General features: G+C 38.9%; 11 protein-coding genes. 8 read left to right on the top strand and 3 right to left on the bottom strand.

The genetic code is table 11. The features are described from left to right. The first annotated feature begins 97 nt into the window (after positions 1 to 97). A complete protein-coding gene (locus FIU87_RS15085) occupies positions 98 to 3049 on the top strand; it encodes a VWA domain-containing protein (protein ID WP_172971072.1) in 2952 nt (983 codons plus the stop codon). A 37-nt stretch (positions 3050 to 3086) separates the two neighbouring features. Here the strand turns inward: FIU87_RS15085 and FIU87_RS15080 are convergent, their stop codons facing one another. Genes FIU87_RS15080 through FIU87_RS15070 form a run of 3 tightly spaced genes read right to left on the bottom strand, consistent with a single transcriptional unit; the run spans position 3087 to position 6137 of the window. Beyond that, complete coding sequence (locus FIU87_RS15080; RefSeq protein WP_152445351.1) at positions 3087 to 4805, bottom strand: hypothetical protein; 1719 nt, start codon at positions 4803 to 4805, stop codon at positions 3087 to 3089. 17 nt (positions 4806 to 4822) lie between these two features. After that, positions 4823 to 5467, bottom strand: a complete 645-nt coding sequence (locus FIU87_RS15075) for a type II secretion system protein (RefSeq protein ID WP_152445350.1) — start codon at positions 5465 to 5467, stop codon at positions 4823 to 4825. After that, positions 5451 to 6137 carry a type IV pilus modification PilV family protein gene (locus FIU87_RS15070; protein WP_152445349.1) on the bottom strand — a complete coding sequence of 229 codons (687 nt, stop codon included), beginning with the start codon at positions 6135 to 6137 and terminating at the stop codon, positions 5451 to 5453. The genes FIU87_RS15075 and FIU87_RS15070 overlap by 17 nt, the downstream gene beginning before the upstream one ends. A 101-nt stretch (positions 6138 to 6238) precedes the next feature. Between FIU87_RS15070 and FIU87_RS15065 the strand changes: the two genes are divergently transcribed. From FIU87_RS15065 to FIU87_RS15035, 7 genes are all read left to right on the top strand, one after another. Beyond that, a complete protein-coding gene (locus FIU87_RS15065; RefSeq protein ID WP_152445348.1) occupies positions 6239 to 6514 on the top strand; it encodes a hypothetical protein in 276 nt (91 codons plus the stop codon). A gap of 117 nt (positions 6515 to 6631) precedes the next feature. Then, positions 6632 to 8017 (top strand): hypothetical protein, encoded by a 1386-nt coding sequence (locus tag FIU87_RS15060; protein ID WP_216647485.1) that lies wholly within the window; start codon positions 6632 to 6634, stop codon positions 8015 to 8017. Positions 8018 to 8040: 23 nt separating this feature from the next. Then, on the top strand, positions 8041 to 9708 hold the full coding sequence (locus FIU87_RS15055) for a GspE/PulE family protein (protein WP_152445346.1): 1668 nt from the start codon (positions 8041 to 8043) through the stop codon (positions 9706 to 9708). 8 nt (positions 9709 to 9716) lie between these two features. Then, complete coding sequence (locus FIU87_RS15050; protein WP_152445345.1) at positions 9717 to 10763, top strand: type IV pilus twitching motility protein PilT; 1047 nt, start codon at positions 9717 to 9719, stop codon at positions 10761 to 10763. Then, on the top strand, positions 10756 to 11964 hold the full coding sequence (locus tag FIU87_RS15045; protein ID WP_152445344.1) for a type II secretion system F family protein: 1209 nt from the start codon (positions 10756 to 10758) through the stop codon (positions 11962 to 11964). Before FIU87_RS15050 ends, FIU87_RS15045 begins: the two co-directional genes overlap by 8 nt. Before the next feature lie 93 nt (positions 11965 to 12057). Beyond that, entirely contained in the window at positions 12058 to 12540 is a 483-nt protein-coding gene (locus FIU87_RS15040) for a prepilin-type N-terminal cleavage/methylation domain-containing protein (RefSeq protein ID WP_152445343.1), read from the top strand. A gap of 7 nt (positions 12541 to 12547) precedes the next feature. After that, on the top strand, positions 12548 to 13291 hold the full coding sequence (locus tag FIU87_RS15035; protein ID WP_152445342.1) for a prepilin peptidase: 744 nt from the start codon (positions 12548 to 12550) through the stop codon (positions 13289 to 13291). The last annotated feature ends 5 nt before the right edge of the window (positions 13292 to 13296 follow it).

Raw genomic sequence — 13296 nt, 5'->3', positions numbered from 1 at the left:
AATCTAGTAAAATCTATAACAATTGTTGTATCTTGTAGAAACGATTCTGCTATAATTGTAGATATATAGGAAAATGTTACTAGGGGGATGTGGAGTTTTGAAATATATTATACATGTTACCGTCTGCTTACTGATAGTGCAGTTGCTTTCTTCAGCAATCTCTCCAAATTCAGTTGCAGCGACCACTCCAACCAACAACGACCAACTCTCATTGAATTTAAATAAAGTGGAACCTGCAAGAAAAGAATTAATCCTTCAAAAAGAGGGAAGTCAGAACGTTGCAAGAACTTCCTTGAACTTTGAACTTTTTCGTGAAGGGATGTTGCTTGAAAATCCAAGGAAACCATTAGATGTTGTGTTTGTTTTTGATAAGTCGGCTTCCATGAATGTTTCATTGCAAAAGAATATTTCACGATTACAAAAAGCTAAGGAAGCAATGCAAACTGCCGCCACTGTATTCACTGCTGCTAACTCAGACAGAATCAATAAAGATAGATTTGGCTTAGTCGAATTCAATAGTAAAGAAACAGTCAGGAAGTTCAATGGAAAAGATCTCACTTCAGATATCAACCAAATTAGTGAGGTTGTAAAAACCATTACGGCTCCAGAGGGTACAACGCTAAGTGGTACTAATTATAGCTCCTCTCTCCAAGCAGCAGAGCAACTTCTTAAAAAGCATAAAGATAGCTCTAGGGAACAGGTGATTATCTTTCTAACTGACGGTGAACCGACAGTTTTGTACACGAAGGAAAAACCACTGGGAAACTATGAAAAAGTTAATTGGTGCTTTTGGGGATACTGTGATACCGATCCCTATAATTATGAATTAATAAAAAATTATAAAGACACAACGGATACAGAATTTATCATCTATTCAAATGGATCGTACCGTATTAACCCTAACACCTTTTATCATGATGGAAATAAAATTAGGTTTGCAAGCGACGCAAAGGTTTATGTAGAAAATCATGCACAAGCGGTTGCAGCAAACATTACAAAAAAGGAAAGTGGAATCATTCTCTATCCTGTTGGATTCGGGGAAGCAAGCATTAATTACTTGGATAAGTTGGCTAGCAAAACAAGTAATGGTGAATCCATGGCTATTGAAGCAGGAGGCACGGATCTAAATCAAGTTTTTGAAGCATTAGTGAATGAAATTGATACACCTTCTTTAAATAATGTTGGGATAGAAATCAAAATACCAAACAATGTTTCAGTTGAAGAAGCTCCAGGAGTAAAAGTGGAAACTCGGGGTGGACAAACATATGCCATTGTTACTCCATCTAACGGTCGTGTTCAGTATAGTGTAGGAGAGGGGCCGGGCTTGGTATCTGTTCCAAATCTTCCTTTAAAATTCAGTGCCAAGGGTGATTACTTTTTTAAAGTGAAGTGGAAATATACTGATATAAAAGGCAATCCTGTTACAAAAGATTATTCTCAGGAAGTAAAAGTTTCTGTACAAGATCAAGTTGCTCCTTCCTTTGAATTAAATATGAGTTTATCAAGTGAAGCTCCAAGAAGTAATGACATTATTAGATTGCAAAAATCAAATGTGAAGAATGAAAACTTTGATAGCTTTATAGTAGATTACACCATCAAGCCTTATGGGAAGCTTGCAAACGGGAGCAAAGGTTCCTTGAAAAATATCAAACTTAAGCAGAAATTACCTGCTGGTTTAAAAGCAGACCTAAAAACAGGAATGGTTGAAAATCAATTGGATGACGGCTCAACAGAAATAATCTACAATATTGACGCAATTCAATACAATGTTGTTAATGGAAAAATGGAGTTTTCAAAAGAAACGGAAAGACTGTCTTTTACCGTTAAAGGAATTCACAGTATTCATGCACAACCTTTACCAGATCCAATTATCACCTTTGTAGATAATAATAGTAATGATAAAACGGCTGCGGTTACTAACAGACCAATAGAAAAAGTAGAAATGGTGATTAAGCTAGTAGATTCGGATATGAACCCGGTGGTAGAGTACCGAGGTAACCATGCTGGGAATATTAGTAAATATAATAAAGGTACCGGTCAATTACTGGCTTCCATTACGCTTCGTGATGATAATAATGAGACCTTTATTAACCCTATTTTTTCCATGGAGTTTGGAGATGGGAAAAAGCATATTACGATAACATATGCTAATGGTACGACAAGAGAGTTCCCGTTAACCCCTAAATTAGGTGTGAGATTGAAAGACTCTGGTAATAAACTATCTATTGGAGATAACGGAGAGTATACATTTAACCAAAAAGCAGAAGTGTTTTTTGACAAAGTAGTGCCAGGGTATGATACTCAAAGCCAATATGAAGTTCGCTTTAAAAAACCAGGGACATTACTTTATTCTCAATGGCAAACGATAAACCCTACGGAGTATCAATATCTTGTAGAAGAATATGGTAAAACACTCGTTCAGGTTCGAGCAGATGGAGGATTTATCAGAGCCTCATTTGATGAAGTGGTCACCCTTAATTACAATGGAGTGAGCGGTTTTTCTCTTCTTTATCAAGATGAAATGTATGTAGGAGAAACACAACAAATAGAAAGTATCTTTGATGGTCTTTCGGGATTGATTGATTTACGTATGATTTGGAGCTCTTTAGATTCTCAAATAGCGTCAGTAGACTCATCTGGAGTCGTTACGGCAAAAAAACCAGGTGTGGTGACCATTTCTGCTGCACTAGCTGGTCAGGGATTAACGAAGCTAGCTACCATCAAAGTGGTAGACATTCCAGACTATACGCTTGAATTTAAAAAGCCACTTTATACTACCAAGGTAGATCAACCTTTGAACCTTCAAGGTCAAGTACGGATTAATCCTCCACATCTTAACGGAAGATTTCAAGTGGAGGTTGTATGGCAATCGAGTGACCCTTCCATCTTTGCAATTGAACAAAATGGACATGGTAGGGGTGTTTCTAAAGGTGTTGTCATGGTGACTGTCACATCCACAGAAGACAGCTCCATAAGTGCCTCCACCATCGTTATGGTGGAAGAGAAAGATGCTGGCGGAAACAATCCTTCAAAAGACTTTAGATGGTAAATAAACAAGGAGCTCCTGAATTTCAGGAGCTCCTTGTTTATTTTACTGTGGTATCATCTACTATTACCCTTAATCTGTCCGCTACAGGTAATCTTGAAACCTGACTGACAAGTACATCGGGGTCATGGACTACTTGAAAGCGTGTTTTCTTTCCTTCTTGAACTGGGGTAGGAGTTACAAGTGTATTACTTTCCGTATCGCCACGAAGGGCATTTACGGTTAGCTCTTTCTTTGCGAATAGTCCTCCATGAATATGAAACATCGATCCCACACCATATAAGGTTGCTTTATCTTCCGTATAAAAGAAAGCTTTAAGCGGTGTGCTTTCATTAGACAAGTCATAGATGTTATCATTTTCGATTTCTTTGGAAAACTTGTTAAATTCGTTGATTCTTGTGATGGTAATGGGTCCGTTTGAGAAAAGAACAAGCTGTTTAGTCTCGTCAATTCCTTCAATGTTTGTATTAGATATAAAGCTTTCCCCAAAAGCATACATCACACTATCAAACTTTATTGCATCATTTTCTGTTTCTGTACCTACGACTTCTTCATTTCCATTAATCTTTAAATTTCCGTGAACAATCACAGTGCCGCTAATATCCATCGGTGTATTTGCAAGATCGATGGTCAAGTCTCCTAATACCACAAGCGGTTTTCTGATAGAAATCGTGTTATTTAATGCAGAGGTGATGGTTAAATCTCCATTAATCACCATTTCCTTATCCACTACAATTGGTCCAACTGCGCTGTTAATGGCTACGGGTTGATGGTAGACAATTGGTTCACTAATGCTATTTATTGTATCCATGTCAAGTAATAGCATATCTCCTTGCAAGTTTAAAGGCAGCGTACTTTCATTCAAGAGACCGACCTTTTCACGAATAACTTGCAAAGAATCAATCCCATCAAGGTCACTGGTCAGAATTGGTTCAGGTAATGACAATTGCTCATTTAGCACTCGTAAATAGGTTTGCTTAAAATCAACATGAACAAAGTCTTCGTTACCGGAAAAAACTTCCGGCTTATCAAGTTGATAAAAAAATGATGCCAATAGCTTGTCAGTAGGCAGCCATTCTGCTGGAATATCAAGTACTTCCATAGCCGAAACGGAATCCCAAATGGTAATGTTTTTTTGCACATCAACTTTACCGTTAATAGCAGCAAAAGGAGTGTTAGTCGTTCCAGGTCCGTTCAAATCTGTAAATGCTGCTTCATTTTTTATTAGAAGGTGGTTAGCAATAACATCTCCATCGACATTTGGTGAACCTTGGATATTCAGTCGTCCTTCTTCCTCCGATGGACTATAAGAACCGAGTGCATAGTCTAAAAAGCTTGGTGCAGGAGATAATACAACTCTTTTTTTCACTGTTCTTATATTTGGTGCTTCTCCATGAACGATGCTAAACTCATAGATTCTTGTGAAAAGCTCATGTTTTTGATCTGTATAGAGATGTGTGATATCATTCGCGGTAAAGTTGGGGTGATCTTCCAAATCAGCCAAAATGGTATCTAAAGTTGTTTGATATTTAAAAGGTAAATCCTCCGCCTTAAGAGGGATCTCCACCACTTGTTCTTTAAATTTTGCAATAAGGAAATCAAGCTCCCCTTTGCCTTCATAAATATTCTCGTATTTATCAAGTTGAATTTGCGTTCGTAAGGTACCACCAAGAGCCATCGTCAAGAGCGAAATACCCAATATCATAAACACAGTGACTGTGATTAAAACTACTAATAAGCTAGATCCCTTTTCATTCATCAGAACACCTCATACAGTTAATATCCAAACTTGCTATAAAATTCGATAGGTTCTACATACAACCTATTTGTCTCTTGACTATAAATTTCATGGGAAAGGCTGAACTGAAAGGTGATAATGCCGCCTTTACACATCGATTTTTCCATCGTAGTACACTGGAAATCAAAAATAGGCAAATCTTCACCAGCTTGATCCTTAACCGCTTTGATATGGTATTTATCATTATTTACTTGGGTAGTCGTTTCTTCCCTTTCCTCTCCTATTAAAGAGGTAGTGGTAAGAAACAAATCCTTTCCCGTCTGATTGTCTACTAATTGAAGCATAACCTTTTCAATTTCAGCACTTTCTTTTTCTGAAGAAGCAATAAAATCCTTATTGTTTAATTGAAGTTCCGTTTTTTTGAAAAGGGAAAGTTCGTCTTGATTATCATCAAACACTACATCATCTGGGGAAAAAGCATAAAATTCATTCAGTACATTGGCAACAATATAATCTGCTTCTTCTTTCAGTTGACTTTCAATGCCGATTTTTTTATATAGATTAATTCCGGTAATAAAAACTCCGTAAATAGTGCTAAGAATAATACCGCTAATAACGATAACGGCAAGAAGTTCTAATAACGTTACGCCATCTTCATTTCTCCACTCACCTAATCGTCTCATGGCTTAGCACTCCTTGGATTACGACATCTTCCCTATTATCTTTCCAATCTAGTACTACATATACTTTTAATAGATTGGCACGGATGTATTCATTCGGCTGTAACAAACTGCTGAAGTTCTCATGGTCATTCATCATCAATTCCTTAATACTTGAAGGAAGATTACTAACGGAAGGATCATCTTTTGAAATTAACTCAGACAAAGATGACAATGTTTCAAAATCATTGTATTTTACTAGAAAGATGGAAATGGCAGTCTTGGATGAATAAACTTCATTGTTTATGACAGGATCTAAGATGGATAGGCAGCGGTCTATGCTGTCAAAAAGGACAATACCGTCTAAGGTGGAATCACTCGAAGAAGAATTCTTTTTGATGGTTACTTTTTTATCACAATACGTTTTGTCCAAGGATAGGATATGTACATTTTCATTGGAATCAACCTCATGAGACAGGTACCCCTCAAACTTATTAAAACTTTGTTTCTCCACGTAATTCATAACATTACGGGCAATTTGCGTGGCAATGGTTTTATCCTCATTTTCATTCACATAATGGAAACTGTTTTGAAAAAAACTCATCATTCCGATAATAACAACAGAAAGAATAGTAAGGGATAGCAATACCTCTAATAAAGTGAAACCTTTTTGTTCCTTAAAAAGTTTTTTCATCTATGATTCTCCTATTTCAAATTACCTATCTTTATTATACAATAACAATAGTTTACTTTGTTCTACAAATTTTGTAAAAATAGATAGAAAGTGGTGAGATTTTGGAATTGCTTAATTATGGATTTGCACTGTTATTATCTATTCTGTTATTACTTATTTTCTTCTTTGTTCCAATGAAAGTAACTAGGACAGGGAAGTGGTTGTTGCCTGGCATCTCATTACTTATCAGCTTAATCGGCATTTACATATTTAATCTGCTTACTTTATGGCACAGTATTATCTTAATGGTGTTTCTTCTACTTCTAACTGCTATACTACTTCAACGATTGCCATTATTCATTAACACTTCTTCATACGATGAAAAAAAATTCAACTAATTATGAATTCTTTCAAGCGAATAAAACGGGGGTAACAGAATGCGGAGCTTAAAATTATTGGTTGTCCTAATAGGGTGTACCGGATTTATTTTCGGGTTCTCACAATTAGGGGGGAAATTGGCAGGAAAGTGGCTTCCAGAGAATATGACGTTCGCAGAGGAAACGATGATTGCCACCGAAGAAGTAAGTAATCACTCAAAAGAGGAAGCAGAAGCTAAACTGGACAAAGCAAAAAACAATTGGGTGTCTAATGATACCATCTTTCTCGAATGGACTGGTGAACTCCTTCCCTTTCCTAAGGATGCATTTATCTACCAAATACCTGAAACAATTGATTACGCAGAAAACGGAACGGTGAATGGCTTAAAAGTAGAACTTCCGATCGGCAAATTGCTTGAACAAATAGAAGCAATTACACAAAGCAATGAAATCTTTACATCTCTTGATTCAGAGCTGCTGAAAAGAGATATGGAAAAAGTAGCTTCCGAGCTAAAAGAAGGGGATCATACTTTTTCTCTAGCAAACTATTTGACAGAGAATGCAACTGCTTTAGAAACCACTGTTGTGGCAGAAATATCTTTATCGGGAACATCAGATTTAAAGGAAATGACAGATGTATTTAACAATTTTGAATTAGTTATTCCTGGTAAAGCAAGTTTTTCTATAAATGAATGGATGCAAAAGGAACAGATTAATCTGTCAGATGAAGCAGCAAGTATCTTTGCATCGTTATTGTTTGAACTTATTGGCCCTACCAACTTTCATGTTTCAGAAAGACATATTTCCAATGTGATGCCTTTATGGGCTTCGGAAGGATATGAAGTCCTGATACAAAAGGATAGAATGGATTTTGTATTCAATAACCCAAATTCCAGTGACTACAAATTTACAATCAATGCAAGCAATTCCTTCATTTCAGGGGAATTGAACGGGGGTCCACTTCCATATGAGTATGAGATAACGGAGGTAGAAAGAAAGACTCTCGCACCGAAAACGATTGTGCAGTATTCCGCTACACTGCCAAGCAACAGAAAAAATGTGAAGGAACAAGGAAGAGATGGGACATACATACACCTTGTTAGGGCAGCAAAGGACGTAGAAGGAAATGTTGTAGAAACCACCCTTTATAGTGAGGATTTCTATTCACCGATTCAGCGAGTGGAGCAACATAGTCTCTCGCGTCCAGCAGTAGTAAACAATCCCGTTGTGACCGCTCCTAATAATGGTACGAGTGGAAATGCAGGTACTCCTGGTTCAGGAAATAATACTTCATCCAATTCAGGATCAAACACAAACAATAACAACACAAACAATAACAACAACACGAACAATAATACGAATAATAACAATAACTCTAACACTCCGGGAAGTAATCCTACGAACAATTCCGGTTCGGGAAATAATCCTCCTAATTCAGGTTCCAATAACGGAGGGTCTAACTCAGGCAATACGCCGCCTACTGATCCCGGAGAAGGCTCTTCAACTGGGGAAACAGGAAAATAAAAATCAAAGGATGATCAGTTAAAATGGTTCAATTAAGAAAACGCCTTGGAGATCTTCTTGTGGATGCCGGTATCATTACAGAAAAACAGCTGAAAGACACATTAAAAGAAAAAACGAAGGATCAAAAATTAGGAGATTTGCTTCTTCATAAAGGATATATAACCGAGCAGCAGCTTATTGAAGTGCTTGAATTTCAATTGGGCATCCCGCACGTCAGCCTGTTCCGTTATCCCTTCGATGAAAAGTTAATGCATGTAGTATCCAAGGAGTTTGCAAAAAGAAACTTACTTATTCCCTTAAAAAAAGAGAATGATAAGCTGTTTGTGGCAATGGCGGACCCTATGGACTTTTTTGCGATTGATGACTTGCGATTATCGACAGGATTTGAAGTGCAACCAGTCATTGCAACAAAGGATGATATTCTTCGCTCGATCACAAAATATTATGATTCCACAGACTCCATGGACAACCTTTTTGTTGGTCTCGATCCGACTATGGATGTAAAAGTGGAAGAGGAACGCGTTACAGAGGACGATTCCCCAATTGTCCGTATTGTGAATCAATTATTACAAAATGCCATTCAACAACGTGCTAGTGATATTCATATCGACCCCCATGAAACGAAGGTGGTTGTTAGGTATCGTATTGATGGTGTTTTACAAGTTGAAAGAACGTTGCCAAAGCATACACAAAATGTTCTCGTTGCCAGAATAAAAATAATGGGGAAAATGGATATCACCGAACACAGGGTACCACAGGATGGCCGCATTAAAACCAATGTCGAATTTCATCCGGTTGATGTTCGTGTTTCCACCCTTCCAACCGTTTTTGGTGAAAAGGTTGTTATGCGTATCCTCGATATGAGCAGTGCATTAAATGATATTTCTCAGCTTGGGTTCAATGGAAAGAATCACAAGCGATTTATGGAACTAATAAACCGCCCAACAGGCATCATTTTGATCACTGGTCCTACCGGGTCAGGTAAATCATCCACTCTTTATGCTGCACTCAATAACCTAAATAATGAAAAGGTTAACATTATTACAGTAGAGGATCCGGTAGAGTATCAATTGGAAGGAATCAATCAAATCCAAGTGAACACAAATGTCGGAATGACCTTTGCGAAGGGACTTCGTGCCATTCTCCGTCAGGATCCTAACGTAATCATGGTGGGGGAGATTCGTGACAGGGAAACAGCTGAGGTTGCCATTCGAGCTTCTCTAACGGGTCACCTTGTTCTTAGCACATTGCATACCAATGATTCTATTAGTACCATTACGAGGCTAATAGATATGAAGGTAGAACCGTTTCTTGTTGCTTCTTCAATAAATGGTGTGCTCGCGCAGCGTCTTGTGCGGAAGGTGTGCCGTGATTGTGCGCAAATGGAGGAGCCTACACAAAGGGAACGTGAGATTTTTGCCAAGCGTGGGATGACAATTGAAGGAATACAACGAGGCCGAGGCTGTGGAACGTGTAACATGACAGGCTATAAAGGTCGACTTGCTATTCATGAGCTTCTTGTCATTAATGACCGCATGAAAAAATTAATCATGAACAATGAACCGGTTTCTGCGATTCGTGAAATGGCGTATGACATAGATACCGTCTTTTTGATTGATGATGGTTTAGAAAAAGTAAAACAAGGCTTAACGACCACCGAGGAAATCTTGCGTGTCGCGTTAGCAGAGTAGGTGAGAAGATGATTGAGAAAATGAAAAGCTGGCTGCATACTGCCTATGATTCCAAGGCGTCAGACATTCACCTGTCCGTAGGTGTTCCCCCAGTTTTTCGGATCAATGGGGAGCTTACTCGTCACGGAGAGGATAGTCTAACACCAGAGGACATGGAAATACTAGCAAAGGAAATGATTCCAGATTTTATGTGGGAGCGCTTTGAGGAAAAAGGGGAATTGGACTTCTCTTACAGTGTTCCTGGAATTTCCCGTTTTCGGGTAAATGCGTACCGCCAACGAACGTCTGTGGCCATTGCCATCCGAATTATTCCAACAAGAATTCCATCTCTTGAGGAGCTTCAGCTGCCATATATTCTGCAAAGCTTGGTAGCCAAACCACAAGGACTTTTTCTCGTAACTGGTCCTACTGGTAGTGGAAAATCAACCACACTCGCTTCAATGATTGATTACCTAAACAGAATGGAAAAAAAACATATCATCACACTTGAGGATCCAATTGAATACCTCCACAAGCATAATAAGTGTATTATTGACCAGCGTGAGGTTGGATTTGATACGAAAAATTTTGCATCAGGTCTACGTGCCTCCCTACGGCAAGACCCTGATATCATTCTTGTCGGAGAGCTTCGAGATCTTGAAACGATTCAAACTGCCATTACTGCTGCAGAAACCGGTCATCTCGTACTAGGAACACTGCATACTACAAGTGCGCCTGCTACTATTGACAGAATAATTGACGTGTTTCCTGGAGGACAGCAGGCTCAAATTAGAGTGCAGCTAGCCTCGGTACTAGTATCAATTGTCTCCCAGAGGCTGTTTCCAACCGCAGATAGAAGCGGGAGAAAGGTAGCAACCGAGATTCTTGTAAATACACCTGCAGTAGCAAACTTGATTCGAAACGAAAAAATCCATCAAATACAAAGCGTGATGCAAACAAGTCGGGCACTCGGCATGCACACCTTAGAAATGAGCATCAGGCAGCTAATTCAAAACGGAGTTATTTCAAAAGCTTCTGCCGAAAGCTTCTTACAGGAGGCTGTGAACTATGCCTAAATTCACCTATACCGGCAGAAATACAGCCGGCAAACAAAGTGGAAGTATCATCAGCAGCTCGCGCCGCGAAGCCATTGTGATGCTAAAGGAAAAAGGCATCCGTGTGATGAATCTGGAGGAAGTGCCAGAATCGTTATTCACAAAGGAAATCACACTTGGAAACCCTGTGAAGCTTCGTGACCTTGTGATCTTTTTGCGTCAGTTTTCTACCCTAATCCGTGCAGGAATCTCCGTGGTAGAAGCGACCAACGTCCTTGCCCAGCAAACATCCAGTAAAACGTTAAAGCGTGTGCTCTTTGATGTGGAAGAAGAAATGAAACAAGGAAATCCGCTGTCAGAAGCGGCAGGAAAGCACCCGAAAGTCTTTTCCACAATGTTCATTAACATGATTAAAGCTGGAGAAGCAAGTGGAGCCCTTGATGATACGCTAGATCGCTTAGCGATTCAATACGAAAAACAGCACGAAACGAAGCAGAAAATTGTCTCTGCCCTAACCTATCCACTTGTACTCGGTGTCATTGCCATCGCAGTGGTCATCTTTTTATTAGTTGGCGTAGTTCCAACCTTTGTGGCGATGTTCAGTGATTTTGGTGCCCAGCTGCCACTAATCACGAGATTTGTCCTCGGAACAAGTGAGTGGATGCAATCCTTTTGGTGGCTGTTGCTTCTTTTAATCGGGGGATTCGTGGTTACGTTAATGGGAATGAGAACACAAAAGCAAACAAAGTATTATATGGACTATTTTCTCTTGCGACTCCCAATATTTGGCCCATTGCTACAAAAAGCAGTCATCGCCCGTATGACAAGAACCTTAAGCTCGTTATTTGCAAGCTCTGTGCCAATCCTACAAGCGATGGGGATGGTAGAGAAGATTGTGGAAAACGAGGTCATCGCTCAGGTTATCGCAAAAAGCAGACAGGAGCTAGAAAAAGGAGAATCACTTACAGGTCCGATGAAAGACCACTGGGCCTTCCCACCGCTTGTCACACAAATGATTGCCATTGGTGAAAATACGGGCTCACTGGACGCGATGCTCGAAAAAATCGCCGAGTTTTATGAAAAAGAAGTCGATCACGCCACCGACCGTCTGAAAAGTTTAATCGAGCCATTAATGATCGTTTTGCTCGCAGGAATAGTTGGGACTATAGTCACATCAATACTAGTTCCAATGTTCGATATTTTTAATCATATTCAGATGTAGAATGCTGTAAAATCTTATTGTATTTTGTAAGTTAGTATAATAGAATGATAGATAGATTCATTACTACATATTTCCATAGAGGGGGAAATTATCATGCTACAAAAATGTAGACAAATGTTAAAAAACGAAAAAGGATTAACGCTTATTGAATTACTTGCGGTTGTTGTTATTTTAGGGATTATTGCTGCGATTGCTATACCTAGTATTGGTGGATTATTAGACAATAGTAAGAAGGATGCTCATGTTGCGAATGCACAGCAGATGGCAAATGCTGCTAAATTGGCAGTGACTTCTGATCCTTCTTTATCACAAGGCAAAGTATACATCACGCTTAACTATCTTGAAGATAAGAAATATCTTGAAAAAGTTAAAGATCCTGATGGAACAGTGGATACTTATGTTAAAGGATTATTACCAATTACGACAGGTGATACAGCTCCAGAAACTGGTTCATATGTTTATATTTTAAATGGTAACGTAGAATCAGTTAAACTTGTTAATAGTACACGTGGAGTTAAAACTGCTGCTGGTGGACCAGTATTAATAAAAGATTTAAAAAGAGATTCTGTAAACTAATTATCCTATGTTAACTTTTACCTTTATCATCGCCCTTCTCCTAGGCTCCTTCTACAACGTAGTCGGCCTACGGATTCCGAAGGGTGAGTCAATTGTTACACCAAGATCACATTGTACAAATTGCAAGACGACATTGACGGGGCTAGATTTAGTCCCCGTCCTATCATATGTTTTTTTAAATGGGAGATGTCGGCACTGTCAAAAGTCGGTGTCTCCTATTTATCCATTATTCGAGCTTTTAACGGCGGTCCTTTTTGTCACAGCGCCTTATTTGATGGGGTGGACATATGAATTAATTGTTGCTTGGACACTCATTTCCATGCTCATCATTATCGTCATCTCAGACCTTCACTATATGCTCATTCCGAATAAGATATTGCTATTTTTTCTCATTCTTTTTATGGTAGAACGATTCTTTATTCCATATCAAACCATTCCAAATCATATAATCGGGTTTGCCGTAGGCTTTCTAATCCCATTAATTGTGGCACTCGTGTCAAGAGGTGGCATGGGTGGAGGAGATGTGAAGTTGTTTGCAGTTCTCGGATTTGTATTAGGCTGGGAGCTTGTCATACTTACTTTTTTCCTTTCATCCTTGATTGGAATGGTTGCAGCATTAGTTGGGATGCTTGCTGGTAAGGTAAAACGGGGGGTGCCTTTTCCGTTTGGACCATCTATTGCGGTAGCTGCCATAATTGTTTATTTCAAAGGGGAAGCGCTGTTGCGATGGTATTTTTCCTTACTGTATTAGCAAAT

Source organism: Bacillus sp. THAF10, from assembly GCF_009363695.1.
GTDB lineage: Bacteria > Bacillota > Bacilli > Bacillales > Bacillaceae_I > Sutcliffiella_A.
The sequence above is the reverse complement of the archived record's forward strand: the minus strand, read 5'-3'. Positions and strand labels throughout refer to the sequence as shown.

Coding starts and splice junctions, on each gene's coding strand:
- FIU87_RS15080 (WP_152445351.1), bottom strand. CDS start 4,805: ATGAATGAAAAGGGATCTAGCTTATTAGTAGTTTTAATCACAGTCACT.
- FIU87_RS15075 (WP_152445350.1), bottom strand. CDS start 5,467: ATGAGACGATTAGGTGAGTGGAGAAATGAAGATGGCGTAACGTTATTA.
- FIU87_RS15070 (WP_152445349.1), bottom strand. CDS start 6,137: ATGAAAAAACTTTTTAAGGAACAAAAAGGTTTCACTTTATTAGAGGTA.
- FIU87_RS15055 (WP_152445346.1), top strand. CDS start 8,041: ATGGTTCAATTAAGAAAACGCCTTGGAGATCTTCTTGTGGATGCCGGT.
- FIU87_RS15050 (WP_152445345.1), top strand. CDS start 9,717: ATGATTGAGAAAATGAAAAGCTGGCTGCATACTGCCTATGATTCCAAG.
- FIU87_RS15045 (WP_152445344.1), top strand. CDS start 10,756: ATGCCTAAATTCACCTATACCGGCAGAAATACAGCCGGCAAACAAAGT.
- FIU87_RS15040 (WP_152445343.1), top strand. CDS start 12,058: ATGCTACAAAAATGTAGACAAATGTTAAAAAACGAAAAAGGATTAACG.
- FIU87_RS15035 (WP_152445342.1), top strand. CDS start 12,548: ATGTTAACTTTTACCTTTATCATCGCCCTTCTCCTAGGCTCCTTCTAC.